19 protein-coding genes are annotated in these 19,273 nt (G+C 65.3%); 10 read left to right on the forward strand and 9 right to left on the reverse strand.

Going from position 1 to position 19,273, the window contains the following annotated elements; all coding sequences use genetic code 11:
• Window positions 1-167: 167 nt before the first annotated feature.
• From J2Y55_RS04410 to J2Y55_RS04450, 9 genes are all read left to right on the forward strand, one after another.
• A complete protein-coding gene (locus J2Y55_RS04410; RefSeq protein ID WP_310148067.1) occupies window positions 168-2,033 on the forward strand; it encodes an ABC transporter ATP-binding protein in 1,866 nt (621 codons plus the stop codon).
• A 222-nt stretch (window positions 2,034-2,255) separates the two neighbouring features.
• Window positions 2,256-2,807, forward strand: coding sequence for a ubiquinol-cytochrome c reductase iron-sulfur subunit (gene petA, locus J2Y55_RS04415; protein WP_310148070.1), 552 nt, complete (start codon window positions 2,256-2,258; stop codon window positions 2,805-2,807).
• Window positions 2,808-2,911: 104 nt separating this feature from the next.
• A complete protein-coding gene (locus tag J2Y55_RS04420; RefSeq protein ID WP_310148073.1) occupies window positions 2,912-4,195 on the forward strand; it encodes a cytochrome b in 1,284 nt (427 codons plus the stop codon).
• 7 nt (window positions 4,196-4,202) lie between these two features.
• Entirely contained in the window at window positions 4,203-5,084 is an 882-nt protein-coding gene (locus J2Y55_RS04425) for a cytochrome c1 (protein WP_310148078.1), read from the forward strand.
• Window positions 5,085-5,254: 170 nt separating this feature from the next.
• Window positions 5,255-6,133 (forward strand): S-methyl-5'-thioadenosine phosphorylase, encoded by an 879-nt coding sequence (locus J2Y55_RS04430; protein WP_310148081.1) that lies wholly within the window; start codon window positions 5,255-5,257, stop codon window positions 6,131-6,133.
• Window positions 6,134-6,207: 74 nt separating this feature from the next.
• Window positions 6,208-6,735, forward strand: coding sequence for an adenine phosphoribosyltransferase (locus J2Y55_RS04435; protein ID WP_310148085.1), 528 nt, complete (start codon window positions 6,208-6,210; stop codon window positions 6,733-6,735).
• A gap of 4 nt (window positions 6,736-6,739) precedes the next feature.
• The gene (gene mtnA / locus J2Y55_RS04440) at window positions 6,740-7,843 is read left to right on the forward strand and encodes an S-methyl-5-thioribose-1-phosphate isomerase (protein WP_310148088.1); all 1,104 of its coding nucleotides are present in this window, start codon (window positions 6,740-6,742) and stop codon (window positions 7,841-7,843) included.
• Window positions 7,840-8,484 (forward strand): class II aldolase/adducin family protein, encoded by a 645-nt coding sequence (locus J2Y55_RS04445; protein ID WP_310148089.1) that lies wholly within the window; start codon window positions 7,840-7,842, stop codon window positions 8,482-8,484. Before mtnA ends, J2Y55_RS04445 begins: the two co-directional genes overlap by 4 nt.
• Before the next feature lie 69 nt (window positions 8,485-8,553).
• Window positions 8,554-9,861 (forward strand): GGDEF domain-containing protein, encoded by a 1,308-nt coding sequence (locus J2Y55_RS04450; RefSeq protein WP_310148092.1) that lies wholly within the window; start codon window positions 8,554-8,556, stop codon window positions 9,859-9,861.
• Here J2Y55_RS04450 and J2Y55_RS04455 read toward each other — a convergent pair whose 3' ends face one another.
• The 3 genes from J2Y55_RS04455 to ychF form a co-directional block, all read right to left on the reverse strand.
• Window positions 9,862-10,872, reverse strand: coding sequence for a MaoC family dehydratase (locus tag J2Y55_RS04455; RefSeq protein ID WP_310148095.1), 1,011 nt, complete (start codon window positions 10,870-10,872; stop codon window positions 9,862-9,864).
• A 119-nt stretch (window positions 10,873-10,991) separates the two neighbouring features.
• On the reverse strand, window positions 10,992-11,165 hold the full coding sequence (locus J2Y55_RS04460) for a hypothetical protein (protein WP_310148098.1): 174 nt from the start codon (window positions 11,163-11,165) through the stop codon (window positions 10,992-10,994).
• Window positions 11,166-11,289: 124 nt separating this feature from the next.
• Window positions 11,290-12,387, reverse strand: coding sequence for a redox-regulated ATPase YchF (gene ychF / locus J2Y55_RS04465; protein ID WP_310148103.1), 1,098 nt, complete (start codon window positions 12,385-12,387; stop codon window positions 11,290-11,292).
• 325 nt (window positions 12,388-12,712) lie between these two features.
• On the opposite strand from ychF, the gene J2Y55_RS04470 reads away from it, so the two are divergent.
• Window positions 12,713-13,318: a DUF5666 domain-containing protein gene (locus tag J2Y55_RS04470; protein WP_310148106.1), complete on the forward strand. Its 606-nt coding sequence runs from the start codon at window positions 12,713-12,715 to the stop codon at window positions 13,316-13,318.
• A 25-nt stretch (window positions 13,319-13,343) separates the two neighbouring features.
• On the opposite strand, the gene pth is transcribed toward J2Y55_RS04470, so the two are convergent.
• From pth to J2Y55_RS04500, 6 genes are all read right to left on the reverse strand, one after another.
• Window positions 13,344-13,958 carry an aminoacyl-tRNA hydrolase gene (gene pth / locus J2Y55_RS04475; RefSeq protein ID WP_310148110.1) on the reverse strand — a complete coding sequence of 205 codons (615 nt, stop codon included), beginning with the start codon at window positions 13,956-13,958 and terminating at the stop codon, window positions 13,344-13,346.
• Between the two features lie 120 nt (window positions 13,959-14,078).
• Window positions 14,079-14,699, reverse strand: coding sequence for a 50S ribosomal protein L25/general stress protein Ctc (locus J2Y55_RS04480; protein WP_310148113.1), 621 nt, complete (start codon window positions 14,697-14,699; stop codon window positions 14,079-14,081).
• Window positions 14,700-14,849: 150 nt separating this feature from the next.
• A complete protein-coding gene (locus J2Y55_RS04485) occupies window positions 14,850-16,706 on the reverse strand; it encodes a putative bifunctional diguanylate cyclase/phosphodiesterase (protein WP_310148116.1) in 1,857 nt (618 codons plus the stop codon).
• A gap of 106 nt (window positions 16,707-16,812) precedes the next feature.
• A complete protein-coding gene (locus tag J2Y55_RS04490) occupies window positions 16,813-17,376 on the reverse strand; it encodes a VUT family protein (RefSeq protein ID WP_310148120.1) in 564 nt (187 codons plus the stop codon).
• Window positions 17,366-18,112 carry a 7-cyano-7-deazaguanine synthase QueC gene (gene queC, locus J2Y55_RS04495; protein WP_310148123.1) on the reverse strand — a complete coding sequence of 249 codons (747 nt, stop codon included), beginning with the start codon at window positions 18,110-18,112 and terminating at the stop codon, window positions 17,366-17,368. Before queC ends, J2Y55_RS04490 begins: the two co-directional genes overlap by 11 nt.
• 17 nt (window positions 18,113-18,129) lie before the next feature.
• The gene (locus tag J2Y55_RS04500) at window positions 18,130-19,074 is read right to left on the reverse strand and encodes a ribose-phosphate pyrophosphokinase (RefSeq protein WP_310148126.1); all 945 of its coding nucleotides are present in this window, start codon (window positions 19,072-19,074) and stop codon (window positions 18,130-18,132) included.
• Between the last annotated feature and the right edge of the window lie 199 nt (window positions 19,075-19,273).

Here is a 19,273-nt window from a genome sequence, read left to right on the forward strand (position 1 = left end):
CTTGCCGAACACACATTGCGAATCGCGGCGCGCGGGCGTCGAGTGACGGCTCCTGACGTGATTGGCCATTCGCTTCAGCCCATAATCGACCGTCTCATCCCGTGATGGTTGAGGCAAGAACAGTTTATGCCTTAATTTCAAAGATATACGGGATTAATCAGACGATTATGTTTGCTGCTCTGTTCCGCTATCTCGAAACCCGCATCGACGTGTTCGCGCCGTTCGACGAGCGCGAGACGCCGCCGCGCGGCGTGTGGCCCTTCATGTGGCACCACATCAAGGGCGTGAAGGGCTGGATGGCCCTGATCATGCTGACGGGACTCGCCTTCAGCGGCATCGAGGCGCTGATGTATCTGATGGTCGGCTGGTTCGTCGATCTCCTGGCGACGCAGTCGCCGCAGACGATCTGGAGCGACCATGGCTGGCTTCTGGCTGGCGCGGCCTTCCTGCTCGTCGTCGTCCGGCCGATCGTCTATTTCGCCAACCACGCCATCGTCGATCAGGTCGTGGTGCCGCAGATCACCAACCAGATCCGCTGGCGCAACCATGTCTATACGCTTGGCCACGCACTCTCCTATTTCCAGAATGATTTCGCCGGGCGCCTCTCGGCGCGCGTCATCCAGGCCGGGCAGTCGATCCGCGGCGCGACGATCGAGGTCATCGACGACCTCTGGTATGCGCTGATCTTCGTCACGGTGGCGCTCGGCTTCTTCGGCAGGACCAGCCTCTGGCTCGCCTTGCCTGTGGTCGCCTGGCTCGGGGCCTATGTTGCGCTGCTGATTTATTTCGTACCGCGCGCGAAGAAGCGTTCGGAGGCCAATTCGCTCGGCCGCTCCTCGACGACGGGACGCATCGTCGACGCCTACACCAATATCCTCACCGTCAAGCTGTTCGCGCGTGCCGATGCCGAGCGTTCGTCGGTGCGCGATTCGCTGACGCGCTGGAACGCCTCCTTCCTGCATCTCTCGCGCCTGATCACCGGCGTCAGCGTCATCCTGCAGACGATGAACAGCCTGCTCGTCGTGGTGACGGCCGGTCTGAGCCTCTGGCTCTGGAGCCACGGCGAGATGACGCCGGGCGCGGTTGCCGCTGCGATCGGCCTCGTGCTGCGGCTGGTGCAGATGTCGGGCTGGCTGATCCATCTGGTGCGCGGCGTCTTCGAGAATATCGGCTCCGTGCAGGAAAGCATGGAAACGATCGCCAAACCCCATGATCTGACCGACGCGCCCGACGCCGTGCCGCTCGTCGTGGACAAGGGCGGTATCCGCTTCGATCATGTGCGCTTCAATTATGGCCGTCAGGCCGGGCTCTTCGAAGATCTGACGCTCGACATCAAGCCGGGCGAACGCATCGGTCTCGTGGGGCCGTCCGGCGCCGGGAAATCCACGCTGGTGAACCTGCTGCTCAGGCTCTATCCGGTCGCCGGCGGGCGCGTCCTGATCGACGGCCAGGATATCGCGCTGGTGACCCAGGATAGTCTGCGTGCGCAGATCGGCATGGTGACGCAGGACAATTCGCTGCTGCATCGCTCGATCGGCGACAACATCGCCTATGGCCGTATCGGAGCGACGGAAGGCGAGATCGCCGCGGCGGCCGAGCGCGCCTCGGCCCATGACTTCGTGCAGGGCCTCAGCGATCAGGATGGCCGCCAGGGCTTCGAATCACGCGTCGGCGAGCGCGGCGTCAAGCTTTCGGGCGGCCAGCGTCAGCGCATCGCGATCGCCCGCGTGCTGCTCAAGGATGCGCCGATCCTGATCCTGGACGAGGCGACCTCGGCGCTCGATTCGGAGGTCGAGGCGACGATCCAGGAACAATTGACCAGCCTGATGCAGGGCAAGACGGTGATCGCGATCGCGCACCGGCTCTCCACCATCGCCGCGCTCGACCGTCTGATCGTGCTCGATCAGGGCCGGATCGTCGATTCCGGCAGCCATGCCGAGCTGGTGGCGCGAGGCGGGCTCTATGCCCGGCTCTGGTCGCGGCAGTCGGGTGGATTCCTCGCCGCCGCCGACCCCGAAATGGTTTCGGTCTGAGGCTCTGAGGCATCGCCTCCAGCTGCGCTTCGCAAGAGGGTGGGGCGAGCGCACTGCAACAGTAGACTTCGTCCAAACTGCATGCCAAAGAGCGCGACAGTGACGTGCCGTCGCATTGCGGTGGTAACGGGACGCCCGTAAGACCGAATTCAGGCGATAATTTCGAGTCATTCCAGACTCAGATGAATTGCCGGGCCAGAGCGACTTGCAGAGGATTGGATCGTGGCGCACGCGACCGATACGACATCGACCGAAACCACTCGCCGCGACTTCCTCATTCTAGCGACCGGCGCGGCCGGCGTCGTCAGCCTGGGCGCCATCGTCGTGCCGCTGGTGAGCCAGCTTGCTCCCGACGCGCAGACGATCGCTGCCGGCGCGCCGATGGATGTCGACCTCGCCCCGATCGCCGAAGGACAGGCGATCAAGCTGTTCTGGCGCGGCAAGCTGATCTTCGTGCGGCACCGCACCAAGAAGGAAATCGACGAGGCGCTGGCGGTTGATGTCTCGACCTTGCGCGACCCGCAGACGGACCAGCAGCGCACCAAGCCGGGCCATGAGCCTTTCCTCATCGTCTACGGCAACTGCACCCATCTCGGCTGCGTGCCGCTGGGCAACTCGCCGGGCGACCCGAAGGGTGATTTCGACGGCTGGTTCTGCCCCTGCCACGGCTCGCACTACGATTCCTCCGGCCGCATCCGCAAGGGCCCCGCGCCGCTCAACCTGCCGGTGCCGCCCTACGCATTCAGCGCCGACACCAAGATCAGGATCGGCTGAACCATGCCGGTTTCCCCTGGTTTCCTTGCGGGTTTTCCCTGCCCGACGCGCCTTCGCAACGAGACGCGCCTTCGCCAAGACGACACAGCCCCGAGGCATTCCTCATGAGTGGTCACAGCTCCTACGTTCCGAAGTCGGGCATCGAACGCTGGCTGGATGTGCGCCTGCCGATCGTGCGGCTGGCGCATGACGCGGCGGTGTCCTACCCGACACCGCGGAACCTGAATTATTTCTGGACCTTCGGCGGCATCCTGACCTTCATGCTGGTGGCGCAGATCGTCACCGGCATCATTCTGGCGATGCACTACACGCCGCAATCGACGCTGGCCTTCAACTCCGTCGAGCACATCATGCGCGACGTGAACTATGGCTGGCTGCTGCGCTACCTGCACGCCAACGGCGCCTCGATGTTCTTCGTCGCGGTCTACGTCCACATCTTCCGCGGTCTCTATTACGGCTCCTACAAGGCGCCCCGCGAGGTGCTCTGGATCCTCGGCGTGGTCATCTTCCTGCTGATGATGGCGACCGCCTTCATGGGCTACGTCCTGCCCTGGGGACAGATGTCGTTCTGGGGGGCGACCGTCATCACCAACCTGTTCTCGGCGCTGCCGGTCATCGGTGAGACGATCGTGACCTTCCTCTGGGGTGGCTATTCCGTCGACAATCCGACGCTGAACCGCTTCTTCTCGCTGCACTACCTGCTGCCGTTCATGATCTTCGGCGTAGTGATCCTGCACATCTGGGCGCTGCATGTGGTCGGGCAGAACAACCCGACCGGCGTCGAGGTGAAGAACGTCGCCAAGGACACCGTGCCGTTCACGCCCTATGCGACGATCAAGGACATGTTCGCGATGGTGGTTTTCACCATCGTGTTCTCATGGTTCGTCTTCTACCAGCCGAACTTCATGGGCCATGCCGACAACTACATTCCGGCGAACCCGGCGGTGACGCCGTCGCATATCGTGCCTGAATGGTACTTCCTGCCATTCTACGCGATCCTGCGCGCCATCCCCGACAAGCTCGGCGGCGTGGTCGCCATGGGCTCGGCCATCGTGGTGCTCGCCTTCCTGCCCTGGATCGACACCTCCAAGGTTCGCTCGATGTCCTACCGTCCGATCGCGCGACAGCTCTTCTGGGCCTTCGTGGCTGTCTGCATCGGTCTCGGCTATCTCGGCGCGATGCCGGCCGAGGGTGGCTACGTCACCGCCTCGCAGATCTTCACGGTGCTGTATTTCGGCTTCTTCGTCGCCCTGTTCATCATCGGTTTGTTCGAGCGACCCCAGGCGCTGCCGAACTCGATCGCCGACTCCGTGCTGGACACGCTGAAGGGTGGCTCGGGAGCGCGCCTGGCCACCGCCACCGCTTCAGAACCGAACGCCAAGGGCTGACGAAACCATGACGACCACTTCGTTTCGCCTGGCTCTCGCCGGCCTCGCTGCGGGCCTCTCGCTCTCCCTGACGGTCCCGTCGGCGCTTGCCGCCGAAGGGCGCGTCGAGCCGCCGGCTCAGAGCTGGTCCTTCTCCGGACCCTTCGGCAAGTTCGACCGCGCCCAGCTGCAGCGCGGCTACAAGGTCTACAAGGAAGTCTGCTCCAACTGCCACTCGGCAACGCTGGTCCGCTTCCGCAATCTGGCGCAGCCCGGTGGCCCCGAGTTCTCCCGGGGCCAGGTCACGGCGCTGGCTGCGACCTTCCAGGTCAAGGACGGCCCCAATGATCAGGGCGAGATGTTCGACCGGCCAGGCCGGGCTGCGGACGCCTTCCCGTCGCCGTTTCCCAATGAGCAGGCGGCTCGCGCAGCCAATGGCGGCGCCTATCCGCTGGACTTCTCGGTTCTCGCCAAGGCGCGCACCTATGAGCGCGGTTTCCCGCGCTTCATCTTCGACATCTTCACCCAGTATCAGGAGCAGGGGCCGGACTACATCCACGCGCTCCTGACCGGCTACAAGGATGCGCCGCAGGGCTTTCCGCCGCTCCTGCCTGGCCAGAACTACAACGAGTATATGCCGGGCCATCTGATCGCGATGCCCAAGCCGATCTCGGATGGGCAGGTCGAGTATCCCAAGGGGGCCGACGGCAAGTCGCCGGTGCCTGAGACGGTCGACCAATACGCCAAGGACATCTCGGCCTTCATGGTCTGGATGGCCGAGCCTCACCTCGAGGAACGCAAGCGCATCGGCCTGTTCTGGATCAGCCTCATGGTGATCCTGGCGGGGCTGCTCTACTACACCAAGAAGAAGGTCTGGGCGCGCATGCCCGACGGCTCGCCGCTTCACTGAGCGGTCGTGACAATCAGGAAAGGCCCCGGTGACGGGGCCTTTTTTGTTACGGCACGCTATTGGCTCTTTTTTGCGCGCTGCTCTGGCTGCCCGGTTGTCGTCACAACCGTCATACAAAGCTGATCTGTCCTGCCCATTGCTCTCTCCCGTCAGACATCGAGGAATCACGCATGAGCGAAGCCGTTCTGGGAATCATCGGCGGATCGGGCATCTACGATCTGCCGGGCCTGACCGATCTGCGTGAGGAGCGCATTGGAAGCCCCTGGGGCGAGCCTTCCGACGCCTTGCGGATCGGCCGCATCGGCAAGACCAAGATCGTTTTCCTGCCGCGCCATGGCCGCGGCCACGCGATCCCGCCCTCGGAGATAAACTACCGTGCCAATATCGACGTGCTGAAGCGCGCCGGTGTCACCGATCTCGTCTCGCTCTCGGCCTGCGGTTCCTACAAGTCGGAGCTCTATCCCGGCCTGTTCGTCCTGGTCGACCAGTTCGTCGACCGCACGTCGCGGCGCGAGAGCTCCTTCTTCGGCACGGGCTGCGTCGCCCATGTCTCCTTCGCGCATCCGGTCGGCCCGGCGCTGCAGGCACGTATCGCCGAAGCCGCCACAGCCGAGGACCTCGCCTTCGTGCGCGGCGGCACGCTGGTGACGATGGAAGGCCCGCAATTCTCGACCTATGCGGAATCCCTGACCTATAAGGGCCTCGGCTATGATCTGATCGGCATGACCGCGATGCCCGAGGCCAAGCTCGCCCGCGAGGCCGAGATTACCTATGCGACCGTGGCGATGGTCACGGATTTCGACTGCTGGCATCCTGAGCATTCCGTCGTCGACGTCGCCTCGGTGGTCGCAGTGCTGCACGGCAATGCCGAGAAGGCGCGCCGGCTGGTGGCGCGGCTGGCGCAGGACTTTCCGGCCGAGCGCGAGCCCTGTCCGGTCGGTTCACACAACGCGCTCGAACACGCCATCATCACCGCGCCGGACTATCGCGACCCGGCCTTGCTGGCGAAGCTCGACGCGGTTGCCGGGCGGGTGCTGAAGCTCGGCTGAGCGGCGCGCTCTTGACGTCGGGCCTCCAAGGCCCGACCAAGACGGCGCTGCCATTCCGTTCGAGACGGTCTTTCATGAACCTCGCCGACACGATCCGCGCGATTCCGGACTATCCCAGGCCCGGCATCATCTTCCGCGACATCACCACCCTCCTGGGCGATGCGCGCGCCTTTCGCCGCGCCGTGGATGAGCTGGTCCAGCCCTTCGCCGGGCTGAAGATCGCCAAGATTGCGGGCATCGAGGCGCGCGGCTTCATCCTCGGCGGCGCGGTCGCGCACCAGCTCTCGGCCGGCTTCATCCCCGTGCGCAAGAAGGGCAAGCTGCCGCATGAGACGGTCAGCGTGACCTATCAGCTCGAATATGGCACCGACGAGATCGAGGTGCACAAGGACGCGGTCAGGCGTGGCGAACGCGTGCTGCTGGTCGACGATCTGATCGCAACCGGGGGCACGGCGGAGGGGGCGGTCAGCCTGCTCTCCAGCCTGGGCGCCGAGGTTGTGGCCGCCTGCTTCATCGTCGATCTCCCCGATCTGGGTGGCGCCGACAAGGTCAGGCGGCTCGGCGTGCCGGTGCGCACGCTGGTCTCCTTCTCCGGACATTGAGCCCATGAAGATCCACGGCCAGCCCTATCGCACGATCTGGCTCGCACAGGATGGCTGGCGCGTCTGCGTCATCGACCAGACCAGGCTGCCCTTCCGCTTCGAGACCGTGACGCTGGGCTCCGTCGAGCAGGCTGCCGACGCGATCGCGACGATGATCGTGCGCGGTGCGCCACTGATCGGCGCGACGGCAGCTTATGGTGTGGCGCTGGCGATGCGGAGCGATCCCTCCGATGCCGGATTGGACGCTGCGCTGGCATTGCTGGGCGCGACGCGGCCGACCGCCGTCAACCTGCACTGGGCCTTGAACCGCATGCGCGTCCGGCTCGTCGGCCTGAAGCCCAGGGCGCGCGCGCAGGCAGCGTACACCGAGGCTGCCCTGCTTTGCGACGAGGACGTCGCGCTCTGCCGGGCGATCGGCGACCATGGCCTGCCGCTGATCCGCGAGATCGCGTCGCGCAAGCCGGGCGAGCCGATCAACATCCTGACCCATTGCAACGCCGGCTGGCTCGCCACTGTCGATTGGGGCACGGCGCTGGCGCCGATCTACCGGGCTCATGATGCCGGCCTGCCCGTCCATGTCTGGGTCGACGAGACGCGTCCGCGCAATCAGGGCGCGGCGCTGACGGCCTATGAACTCGGTGCCCATGGCGTGCCCCATAGCGTGATCGTCGACAATGCCGGCGGCCATCTGATGCAGCGCGGACAGATCGACATGGTCATCGTCGGCACCGACCGCACCACTGCGACCGGCGATGTCGCCAACAAGATCGGCACCTATCTCAAGGCGCTCGCCGCGCATGACAATGGCGTGCCGTTCTATGTGGCGCTGCCCTCGCCGACGATCGACTGGAGCCTGAGCGATGGCTTCAGCATTCCGATCGAGGAGCGCGCGGCGCGCGAGGTCACGCATCTTTCGGGCTTGAATGAGGATGGCGATGTCGCTTCGTTCCGCGTCGTTGCACCTGGCAGTCCGGCAGTGAACCCCGCCTTCGACGTCACGCCGGCCCGGCTCGTGACCGCGCTGATCACCGAGCGCGGCGTCGCGCCGGCCACAGCCGAAGGGCTGGCCGCTCTCTTTCCTGATCTCGCGCGCGGAGCCGCAGCATGAATGAGGCAGGCTTGCGCTCGCAGATCGTCACGGTCGCCCAGGCGATCGACAAGGCCGGCTTCTGCCCGTCGAAATCCGGCAATGTCTCGGCGCGCTTCGGGGATGGCCTGCTGATCACGCCGTCGGGCCTGCCCTATGCGCAGACGACGCCCGAGGACTTGATCCATCTCTCGCTCGAGGGGGCGGTGCTCGGCGGTGCGCGCAAGCCCTCCTCGGAGTGGCCCTTTCATGTCGAGATCTACAAGGCGCGGCCCGATGCGCAAGCGATCGTGCACACGCATTCGCCGCGCGCCACCGCGCTCTCCTGCACGCGGCGCGGCATCCCGGCCTTTCACTACATGATCGCGCTCTGCGGCGGGGCCGATGTTCGCTGCGCGCCTTACGCCACCTTCGGTACGCCGGAGCTGGCGCAGAACGCGGTCAGGGCCCTGGAGGGTCGCAAGGCGGTCCTGCTCGCCAATCACGGCGTCATCGCGCTGGGCGGGTCGCTCGCGGGCGCGCATCAGATCGTGGCGGAGGTCGAGAACCTCGCCGGGCAATATCTCGACATTTTGGCGGCCGGGCTGGAGCCGGTGATCCTCGACGAGGCGGAGATGGCGCGAGTGAGCGCGAAGTTCGCGGGCTACGGCAAGGTGGGCTGACCCAGAGTCCTTAACTGCCTTCGGGTCGCCCCATACCTGTTGTTAAGGCCTTTCGCCGAATGTCGAGGCATGAAGCTCTCGCGTTACCTGCTCGACTCGCTCGACATGCTTGGCATCGGTGCTTGCGAATACGATGCGGGCATGAAGGCCTTGGGTTGGAACAAGACCTTCCTGCAATTCTTCCCCGAGGATGATGGCGAGATCTTCATCGGGGAATCCTATCGCGACAATCTCCGGCGGTTCTATCGCAGCCGCCTGTCGCCCGAAGAGATGCCGGAGATCGAGCGCTACATCGCGGAGGGCGTCGCTCGCCACGACAACCAGACGCAGCCCTTCGAGTTCAAGCATCATGGCCGTCGCCTGCGCGCCTCTTCGCTGCGCGCGCCCGATGGCGGCCGCGTGCGCTTATGGCAGTGGCTGGACAGTGAGCGTGCTGCCGGCAGCTCGCCGGCATTCGCGCTGCCGATCATCGACGCGCTGCCCTTCATTCCCGACGGCGCCACGATTCTGGACGCGTCGGATCGCATCATCGCGGCGAACGATGCCTTCGCCCGGCTCTACGATCTGCCGCGCGACCACGTCGTCGTCGGCCGTACGCTGGACGAGATCATCGCCTGGTGCTGGCGCGATGCCTCGCCGGCCGGCGCCTGGCGCGCCGCCATCCGCAACGGCCTGCGCTACGATGGCGCGCCTTTCGAGATCGAATTGCCGGGGCAGCGCTGGCTCAGGGTGATCGCACGGCACAGCGCCGACGGCGTCGGCTTCTTCACCCATGCCGACATCACCTCTGCAAAGCGCCAGCAGATGGAGCTGCTGGAGGCGCAGGAGGCCCTGCGCCAGGCGAATGCGGCGCTGGCGGAGCTTGCCGAGACGGATGTGCTGACCGGCCTTGCCAACCGCCGCCGCTTCGTGGCCGGCCTCGCAGAGGCCGTTGCGGCGGCGCAGCCGCTTGCGCTGATGATGATCGATGTCGATCATTTCAAGACGATCAACGACCGCTTCGGCCATCTGGTGGGCGATGCCTGCCTCAAGGCGATCGCCGATGCCGTGGCCAGGCAGGTCGCGTCGGCCTCGGCGCTCGTGGCGCGGATCGGGGGCGAGGAGTTCGGTGTCCTGCTCGCTGGCATGCGGATCGAGCCCGCTCGCGAGATGGCGAGCGCCATCCGCCGTTCGCTGGCGCGGGTGCCCTGGCGCACGCTCCACGCCGATCTGGCTGATGTAACCGTATCGATCGGGCTCTGCGCGGGCGAGGCACCGCTGGACGGCACCAGCCTTCATGCCCAGGCCGACGATGCGCTCTATGCCGCCAAGCGCAACGGCCGCGACCGCATTGAAACCGTGACCCTGCTGGCGACGCCGCTGCGCATCGTGGGCTGATCAGGCCCTGCGCTCGACGAAAGCGCAGCCATCGAAGCTGAAGACCTCTTCGCCATGCTGGTTCACGCCGGTGTTGTGGTGGAAGAACAGGCCCCATTGCGGGCGCGAAGCGCTGGCGCGTTTGTCGGTGATCATCGAGTGATAGGTGATGCGGTCGCCGACGAAGACCGGCTTCGACCAGCGCAGATTGTTGAAGCCGGGCGAGGGGCCCAGGCGCGGGGCTGTCTCGGGGACGCCGGCTGCAATCTGGCGCTTGCGATGGGCGACCATCGCCGCCATCCAGACCGAACCCGTATGCCAGCCTGATGCGGCGAGGCGCCCGAAGGAACTCCTGGAGGCTGCCTCCGCGTCCATGTGGAAGGGCTGTGGATCGAAGGAGCGGGCGAAGGCGACGATCTCCTCGGCCGTGAACAGGAAGCTGCCGAGTTCGTGGCTGCTGCCGATCTCCAGCTCCTCGAAGAAACGCGCCGGCTCGATCTCACCGTGAGGCTCTTCGAGCGGGCTCTCGACGGCGGGGCGGACATAATGCGGCGGATGCGCCAGCCAGTCGCCGGGATATGAGGAGATGGAGGAGCTGCGACGACCGAACATGATCCAGTTGGTCTGTTCGAGCACGGGTTCGTCGCGCTGGTTCAGGAGCTCGAAGCGGAAGCGCACCAGCCCCATCTCCGGCCGCGAGCGCGAAGCCTTGCTTTCAAGCACGGTGCGGCGCGCACTCAATACATCGCCTGGCTTGACCGGCCGCAGCCATTTGACGTCCTCGATGCCAGGCGCGCCCATCGCGGCGGAGTCGAGCAGGAAATTTTCCGCGATCAGCCGCATCAGGAGCGAGCAGCTGTGCCAGCCCGAGGCGATCAGGGTTCCGATGAAGCTCTGCCTGGCGGCGACCGGGTCGGTGTGGAAATCCTGCGCGTCATAACGCGAGGCATAGGCAATGATGTCGGATTGCGAGACGGTGACGCTGCCGGCCTGCGCCGTCTCGCCGGCAATGAAATCCTCGAAGCAGATCATGTAGCGCGACCCCCGGGCTTACAATGCGCCGAGGGTGTATCACGCCGAAACGGGGGTGGAAGGCCTGTCCGTGCAAAAGCCACGTGCAGATGGCGCCTGCCCGTCACAGATCTCGCCGGTCACAGATGCCGCGGCTGATGCTTCGTATCGGTTTCGTTGTCCCGGCGCCCGGTGACCAGCCAGATGATCAGGCCGAATGCCACGCCCAGGCCTAGGACTAGCTCATTGGAGGCTATTGCCAGGACACCGGCAAAGCCGCTCGCGGTTTCGAACACGGTCTCGAGAGTGTCCATTGGAACCTCCCTTGCTGCGTCTACTACATATCTGCCTGACGAAGAGGCGATTCAACTTACAGTTTCGTCATCTTTCATGAGCAGGGCGCATAGCTGCCCCGCCCGACAGTCTGGAAAGCCAGGCTCAGTTGGCGAAGCGGAAATGCAGCACGTCGCCGTCGGCGACGACATATTCCTTGCCTTCGAGCCGGAACTTGCCGGCCTCGCGCGCTCCGGCTTCGCCCTTGTTGGCGATGTAGTCGGGATAGGCGATGGTCTCGGCGCGAATGTAACCCTTCTCGAAATCGCTATGGATCACGCCGGCAGCGGCAGGCCCCTTGGTGCCCTTTTCGATGGTCCAGGCGCGGGCTTCCTTCGGACCGACGGTGAAATAGGTCACGAGGTCGAGCAGGGTGTAGCCGGCACGGATGACGCGGTTGAGGCCAGGTTCCTCCAGGCCCACGGCCTCCAAATAGTCCTTCTGGTCGGCTGCCGGCAGGACGGCGATCTCACTCTCGATCTTGGCGGAGACCACCACCGCAACGGCGTTTTCCTCGGCGGCACGAGCCTTGACCAGCTCCGAGAAGGCGTTGCCCTTGTCGGCGCTGGCTTCCTCGACATTGCAGACATAGAGCACGGGCTTTGACGACAGCAGGCCGAGCGTCTCGAAGGTCTTGCGCTCGTCCGCGGCGACCTGCACCAATCGCGCAGGCTTGCCCTCGCGCAGCAGCACGAGGCAGCGATTCATCAGATCGGCCAGTTCCTTGGCTTCCTTGTCTCCGGTCTTGGCCTTCTTTTCCAGCGGCAGCACGCGCTTCTCGAGGCTTTCGAGATCGGCGAGCATCAATTCGGTCTCGATGATCTCGATGTCGTTGATCGGTGCGACCTTGCCCTCGACATGGGTGATGTCGCCATCCTCGAAGCAGCGCACGACATGGGCGACGGCGTCGCATTCCCGGATATTGGCGAGGAACTGGTTGCCGAGCCCTTCGCCCTTCGAGGCGCCGCGCACGAGGCCGGCGATGTCGACGAAGGTCAGCCTTGTCGGGATGATCTCCTTCGAGCCCGCGATGGCGGCGAGCTGCTCAAGCCGATCGTCGGGCACGGCGACGTCGCCGACATTGGGCTCGATCGTGCAGAAGGGATAGTTCGCGGCTTGTGCCGCCGCGGTCTGCGTCAGCGCGTTGAACAGGGTCGACTTGCCGACATTCGGCAGGCCGACGATACCGCATTTGAAACCCATGATGGCTGGTCCGTTGCGTCGCCGCGCAATATCGCGGTCGCGCTGATGTTCTCGTGAATGGTTCGCGTCTTATTGCGGGGGAGGCGCGATAAACACAAGATGCCGCGCTGCGATAGGCTAGAGCAATTTCCGATCCAATTGGATCGTTCAACAGCTCTAGCTCTTTGTTTTGACGCGTTTTCTTCACGCGAACCGGTGTCCACTTCGCTCGAAAAGACTCTCAGCGGATAGGCTCACGCGAACGTGCATGGCGACGATGGCGGGGGCATGCACGACATAGGGCAGGGCGCGGCGGCATGCCGGGCCGCATTCGGAGACCTTTGTCATGCGCCGTGTTCCCGTCAGCCTGCTTGCCGCCGGCTTCATTCTTGCCTCAAGCTTGGTGCAGGCCCAGGCGCCGACCACGCGCGTCCGGGGCACGGTCGAACGGGTCGAGGCTTCTGCCTTGAGCCTCAAGACCCCGGCGGGGGATGCCGTCACGGTGGCCCTGGCGCCGGGCTATGCGGTCGGCGGCGTGGTCAAGGCCTCCGTCTCCGACATCAAGAAAGGCGGCTTCATCGGCGTCGGCGCGCGACCGCAAGCGGACGGGTCGCTGCTGGCCGTGCAGGTCTTCATTTTTCCCGAGGCGATGCGCGGCACCGGTGAAGGCCACAGGCCCTGGAGCGTCCTGCCCGAATCGACCATGACCAATGCGACGGTGGCGGAGACGGTTACCCGCGTCGACGGCGCCAATATCGTGCTGAGCTATCCCGGCGGCGAGCAGAAGGTGACGATCACCGCCGACGCCAACATCATCATGGCGGCGCCGGCGCAGGCCTCGGATCTGGCGGCGGGGGCTCAGGTGGCGCTGACGGCGAACCGGCAGCCGGATGGGAGCCTCGTCACCAACCGCATCACGATCGCCAAGGCAGGCGCGCAATTGCCACTGTGACGGGCCGAGGCCTCGATCCTTCGATCTATTCGGGGGTCTTCTCGCCAAGCCGCTTCACCGCGCCATGGCCGCGCGCATCCATGAAGAGATGCACCTTGTTCTGGAAGCCGGCATCGTCATGGGCGGCGAGCAAGGTCGCGTTGTCGGCGCAGGCGATGCAGAGATCCTCGACCCAGGGCTGCTCGGCCTTGCCGAAATCGTTCAGCACATAAGCGTGGACGAGCTCCTTGAGGCCGGGGTGGCCGATGCCCATCCGCACGCGGCGATACTCGTTGCCGATCGCGGCCGTGGTCGAGCGCAGGCCGTTATGGCCGGCATTGCCGCCGCCGAGCTTCATGCGCAGCTTGGCGGGGGCGAGGTCGAGCTCGTCATGGAAGACGATGACGTCCTCAGGCGCGATCTTGAAGAAGCGCGCCGCCTCGCCGATCGCGCGGCCGGATTCGTTCATATAGGTCTGCGGCTTGAGCAGGATGACCTTCTCAGAGCCGATCGTCGCCTCGCAGGCCTCGGCCTGGAAGCGCCCGCGCCAGGGTGATGCGCGATGCGCGCGCGCGATCGTCTCGACCGCCATGAAGCCGATATTGTGGCGGTTGCGGGCATAGCGGGTGCCGGGATTGCCGAGACCGGCGAAGATCAGCATGGGGCATTTCCAGCGTCAGAGCGTGATGCCGAGCCGAAGGCGACGTGATCTGGGGCGTCGAACGCAAAACGGCCGGGCAAGCCCGGCCGCCATGCATGCCTCACGGCAAGGGATGGACACTCAGGCCGCCGGCTTGGCGGCGGCTTCCGCCGGCTCGTCCGCAACAGCTTCGCTATCGACTGACGGCGGAACGATCGAGACCAGCGTCAGGTTCTCGCGCGAGGTCAGCGAAACGCCGGCCGGCAGCTTGAGGGCATCGACATGGATCGAATCGCCGATATTGAGCCCGGCCACCGAGATCTCGAGGAATTCGGGGATGCTCTCGGGCGAGACGTCGATCTCGACGGCGTGCTCGACGAGCTGCATCGCGCCGCCAGCCTTGAGGCCGGGGCAGCTGTCCTGGCCGACGACGTGGACCGGCACTTCGACCTTGATGGTCTGGCCCGCCGCGACGCGGAGGAAATCGACATGGATCGGGAAATCCTTGACCGGGTCGAGCTGATAGTCGCGCGGAATGACGCGCGTCTTCTTGCCGCCGACGTTGACTTCGAACAGCGTGGTCAGGAAATGTCCGCCATAGATCAGGAGGCGGGTCTTGTTGGCGTCGAGAGCGATGGCTTCGGGAGCTGCGCCCCCACCATAGATCACGGCAGGTGTAAGGCCTTGACGACGAACTGCACGGGCGGCCCCCTTGCCGACCTGTGCGCGCGCCGAAGCCTCGATTTGCTTCACGGCGGTCATGATTTTAGTCCTTGCTTCAAATGACAAGGCCGCCAGTTGGCGGCCTCTTTCGGTTCGCGCCCGTGCCTCCAAGGGTGTCAGTCGGGCGCTGGCAGGCTCATAAGGGAATTGGCCGGCAATCTCAAGTCCGTTGACGGCAGATCCGCGCGCTCAGGCGGCGGAGGCCGTGACGGCGGCGGGCTGCTGTGTCTGCGCCCGGGGTTTCTCGCCGAGATGCTGCAGCAATTCGGTGACGATGCCAGCGGGAACCGCGCGCGAGTAGAGATAGCCTTGGCCAAGGCGGCAGCCGATCACCTGCAATCGCTCGGACTGCCCTTGCGTTTCGATCCCCTCGGCGATGACCTTCATGCCGAGGCGGTTGGCGATCCCGGCCAGCGCCTCCACGATCACGCTGCTCCTGGCGCCGCCTTCGATGCCGCCGACGAAGGAGCGGTCGATCTTGATGATGTCGACCGGGAAATCCAGCAGGTGTGTCAGCGACGCGAAGCCGGTGCCGAAATCGTCCAGCGCCACGAGAATGCCCCGTTCGCGCAGCGCTGCCATGGTGCGGGCGACGCTGTCCTTGCGGTCTCCCATGAAGACCTGCTCCGTGATCTCGACGACGAGATGTTCCAGGGGGAGATGGAAGCGCTCGAAGGTCTTGCTGATGCGCTGGACGAGGTCGCCCTTTTGGAAGTCTGCGGAGGTGACGTTCAGGCCGACATGCTGGACGTGGATGCCGGCCCGCTTCCAGGCGGCCATGTCGGTCGCGACGGCGGCCAGCATCTGCCCGGAGATCCGGTAGGCGATCTTGGGATCGAGCATGGCCTCGTGGAACTCGCTGGCCGCGACGATCCTGCCATCGTCGAGGCGCATCCGGGCCAGCGCCTCGACGCCGACGATCTCGCTGGTGTCGAGACGGATGATCGGCTGGTAGTAGGGGACGATGCGTCCTTCGGTCAGGGCGTCCGCAACGCTGCGGATCGTCTGGATGCGCCGCGTCATCGAGGTACGCAGGCCGTCCTTGAAGTGGACATAACCGCCGCGCCGCGTCTCCTTGGCATGGTAGAGCGCGAAATCTGCATTTTGCCGAAGGGTCGTGCTGTCCGTACCGTCCTCGCCAGCGAGGACTCCACCGATGGTGACGCTCGGGATAATGCTGTGCCCGTCATGCTCGAATGGCGTCAGCATGGCGGCGAGAATGCCACAGGCCACCGAGCGAAGCTGCGTCGTCTGGGAGCAACCGGGCAGCAGCACGGCGAACTCGTCGCCTCCGATCCGGCAAGCCATGCCGTTGACGGCGACCCGCGCGAGCCGCGCTCCCACCGTCTCGATCAGTGCGTCGCCGACGACATGGCCCATTGTGTCGTTGATCGTCTTGAGGTGATCGATGTCGATCAGCATCAGGCCGAAAGCCAGGGGCGATGCGGCGGTCATGCGGGCGATGGCGTCATTGAAATGGACGCGGTTCGGCAGGCCGGTCAGCGTGTCGTAATAAGCGAGCCTGTGATTGCGGGAGCTGACCTCCTCATGCTCGATCGCGATCGCGCAGAGATGAAGACAGGTCGTCACGATCTGGCGCTCGAGATCGTCAGGGGCGCGTCGCTGCATGTAATAGAAGGCGAAGCTGCCGATCACGCGGCCGTCCCGTGCCGTGATCGGGCTCGACCAGCAGGCGCGCAGCCCGAGCGGCAAGGCCAGGGTCTTGTAGTCGGCCCAGAGCGGATCGTTCTCGATGTCCGTGACTTCTACCGCTTCACCGCGATGGATCGCCGTGCCACATGAGCCGACCGTCGGACCGATCGGTGTTCCGGTGATCGCGGCCGAGTAATCCTGTGGCAGGCTCGGGGCGGCCAGCGTTTTGAGCCTGTATTCGGCGTCCGCCGCGATCACGGAGCAGATCACGCCGGGTGCGATCACCTCGACCTGCCGGCAGAGGCTGTCCATGATCGCGGCGAGCGGTTCCCCGCGCGCAATCGCCTCGAGTGTCTCGTTCTGCAAGGACTGCAGGCGTTCTGCCGAATCCATCACCCGCATCGCGGCACTCATTTCCCATGAGGAAGCGACTATGAGACCGGGGCGTGAAACCCGGGTTGCAAGGTTGTGTCGAATTGTCTGCTTCGAGCGAACGGCTTCAGGCCGGTATCAGCCCCAGCCGCTCATCGCGGCGGCGCAGCAGATGCATCAATGGCAGTGCGAACAGCACCATCCAGGCTTTGCCGATGATCTGGCCGGCGACGAAATCCAGGCTGCCGAACGCGAGCCAGAGGAAGACGATGCTGTCGACGATGAGGCCGACAATGCTCGAGGCGACGACGGCCGTGACGAAGCGGCGGCGCTGAAGCGGCGTATAGACCGCAAAATCCGCCAGCTCGGAGAGGAGGAAGGCGGCGACAGAGGCGAGGACGATGGCGGACGGGGCGAGGAAGGCCGAGATCGCGGCGCCGACAGCGATCGCACCAAGGCCGGCTACGGGGCCGAGCCGGCGCTGGACGATGTCGCGCAGCACGAGCGCGAGGCCGATCATCAGCACGCCGCTCGGCGCGACGATGCCGGGCGCGACCGGCACGAGGCAGGGGCCATTGGGCACGCAGACCGTGCCGACATTGCCGATCAGCCAATTCGCGGCGGGGATGGTGAGGGCGAAGAGGGCGAAGGCAACGAGCCCCTCGGTGCGGCGCTGCTGGTCAAGTGTCATGGCTTGGTCCGGTGTCGTCTGGAGAAATCAGATAGGCAGCGTAGCCGTTGGCGCGCAATTCGCAGGCCGGGCAATGGCCGCAGCCATGGCCCCAGGCGTGCCGCGTCGCCCGGTCGCCGAGATAGCAGCTATGGCTGTCCTCGACCACCAGATCGAGCAAGGGCTGCCCGCCGAGCGCCTTGGCCAGAGCGAAGGTCTGCGCCTTGTCGCGCCACATCAGCGGCGTGTGCAGCACGAGCCTGCGGTCGAGGCCGAGGCCAAGCGCGACCTGCATCGCCTTGATCGTGTCGTCGCGGCAGTCGGGATAGCCGGAATAGTCGGTCTCGCAGACGCCGAGCACGATGTGCCTGCAATCGCGGCGATAGGCCAGCGCCGCGGCGAAGGAGAGGAAGATCAGGTTGCGGCCCGGCACGAATGTGGTGGGAAGGCCGGTCTCCGCGAAGGCGATCTCGGTCTCGCGCGTCAGCGCCGTGTCGGAGATCGCGCCCAGCGCCTTGAGGTCGACGAGATGATCAGGGCCGAGCCGTTCCGCATGGAGCGTGGACAAGGCGGGCAGCTTGTCGCGAATGGTCTGGCGGCATTCCAACTCGATGCGATGGCGTTGGCCATAGTCGAAGCCGACGGTCTCGACGCTGGCGAAGCGCTCCAGCGCCCAAGCGAGAGCGACGGTCGAATCCTGGCCGCCGGAGAACAGCACGAGTGCCCGGCTTTCACTGGCTGAGGCCGCTGCCGCCATCAGACCCGTTCCTCGCCTCAGTCGAACAGGCTGGAGACGCTCGATTCGCTCGCCGTGCGCTCGATCGCCTCGCCCATCAGCGAGGCGATCGAGATGACGCGGATATTGCGCGCCACCTTCACAGCCTCGGTCGGCAGGATGGAATCGGTGATCACCAGCTCCTTGAGCTTGGAGTTGGCGATGCGCGCCACTGCGCCACCCGAGAGCACGCCATGGGTGATGTAGGCGTAGACTTCCTTCGCGCCCTGGTCGAGCAGCGCTTCGGCGGCGTTGCAGAGCGTGCCGCCGGAATCGACGATGTCGTCGAGCAGGATGCAGGAGCGCCCCTCGACCGAGCCAATGATGTTCATCACCTCGGATTCGCCGGGGCGGTCGCGGCGCTTGTCGACGATGGCCAGCGGCGCGTCGATGCGTTTGGCGAGAGCACGGGCCCGGACCACGCCGCCGACATCGGGCGAGACCACCATCGCGTTCTTCCAGTCGAGCCGCTCCTTGATGTCGCGCGACATCAAGGGGGCGCCGAACAGATTGTCGGTCGGGATGTCGAAGAAGCCCTGGATCTGGCCGGCGTGGAGATCGAGCGTCAGCACGCGGTCGACACCGGCATGGGTGATCAGGTTGGCGACGAGCTTGGCCGAGATCGGCGTGCGGCCGGAGGCGCGGCGGTCCTGCCGCGCATAGCCGAAATAGGGGATCACCGCGGTGATGCGCCTGGCCGAGGAGCGGCGCAGCGCATCGGTGATGATCAGCAACTCCATCAGATGGTCGTTGGTCGGGAACGAGGTCGACTGGATGATGAAGACATCCTGGCCGCGCACATTCTCCTGGATCTCGACGAAGACCTCCATGTCGGCGAAGCGCCTGACGGAAGCCTTGGCGAGCGGGATGCCGAGATGCGCGCAGATCGCCTCCGCGAGCGGCCGGTTGGAATTGCCGGCGACGACTTTGATCGAAGAGGGCATGCCGGGGCGCACCGTTTGAGACTTGGCTGGGCTGGGCCAGCAAGAAGCTGGCTCATTTCGCAGGGCTCATAACAGCGAGATGACAGCGAGTCGACCGCTGCACTGCAACAGAAGCGTGTAAAACCGCCTATCCCGGGGCGCTTCATCGCGATTGCGCCGCGCCAAGGCCGCTCGCGCCTCTGGTCCAGGCGCGGTCGCA

The organism is Allobosea sp. BE125 (assembly GCF_031456075.1).
Classification (GTDB): Bacteria; Pseudomonadota; Alphaproteobacteria; order Rhizobiales; family Beijerinckiaceae; genus Allobosea.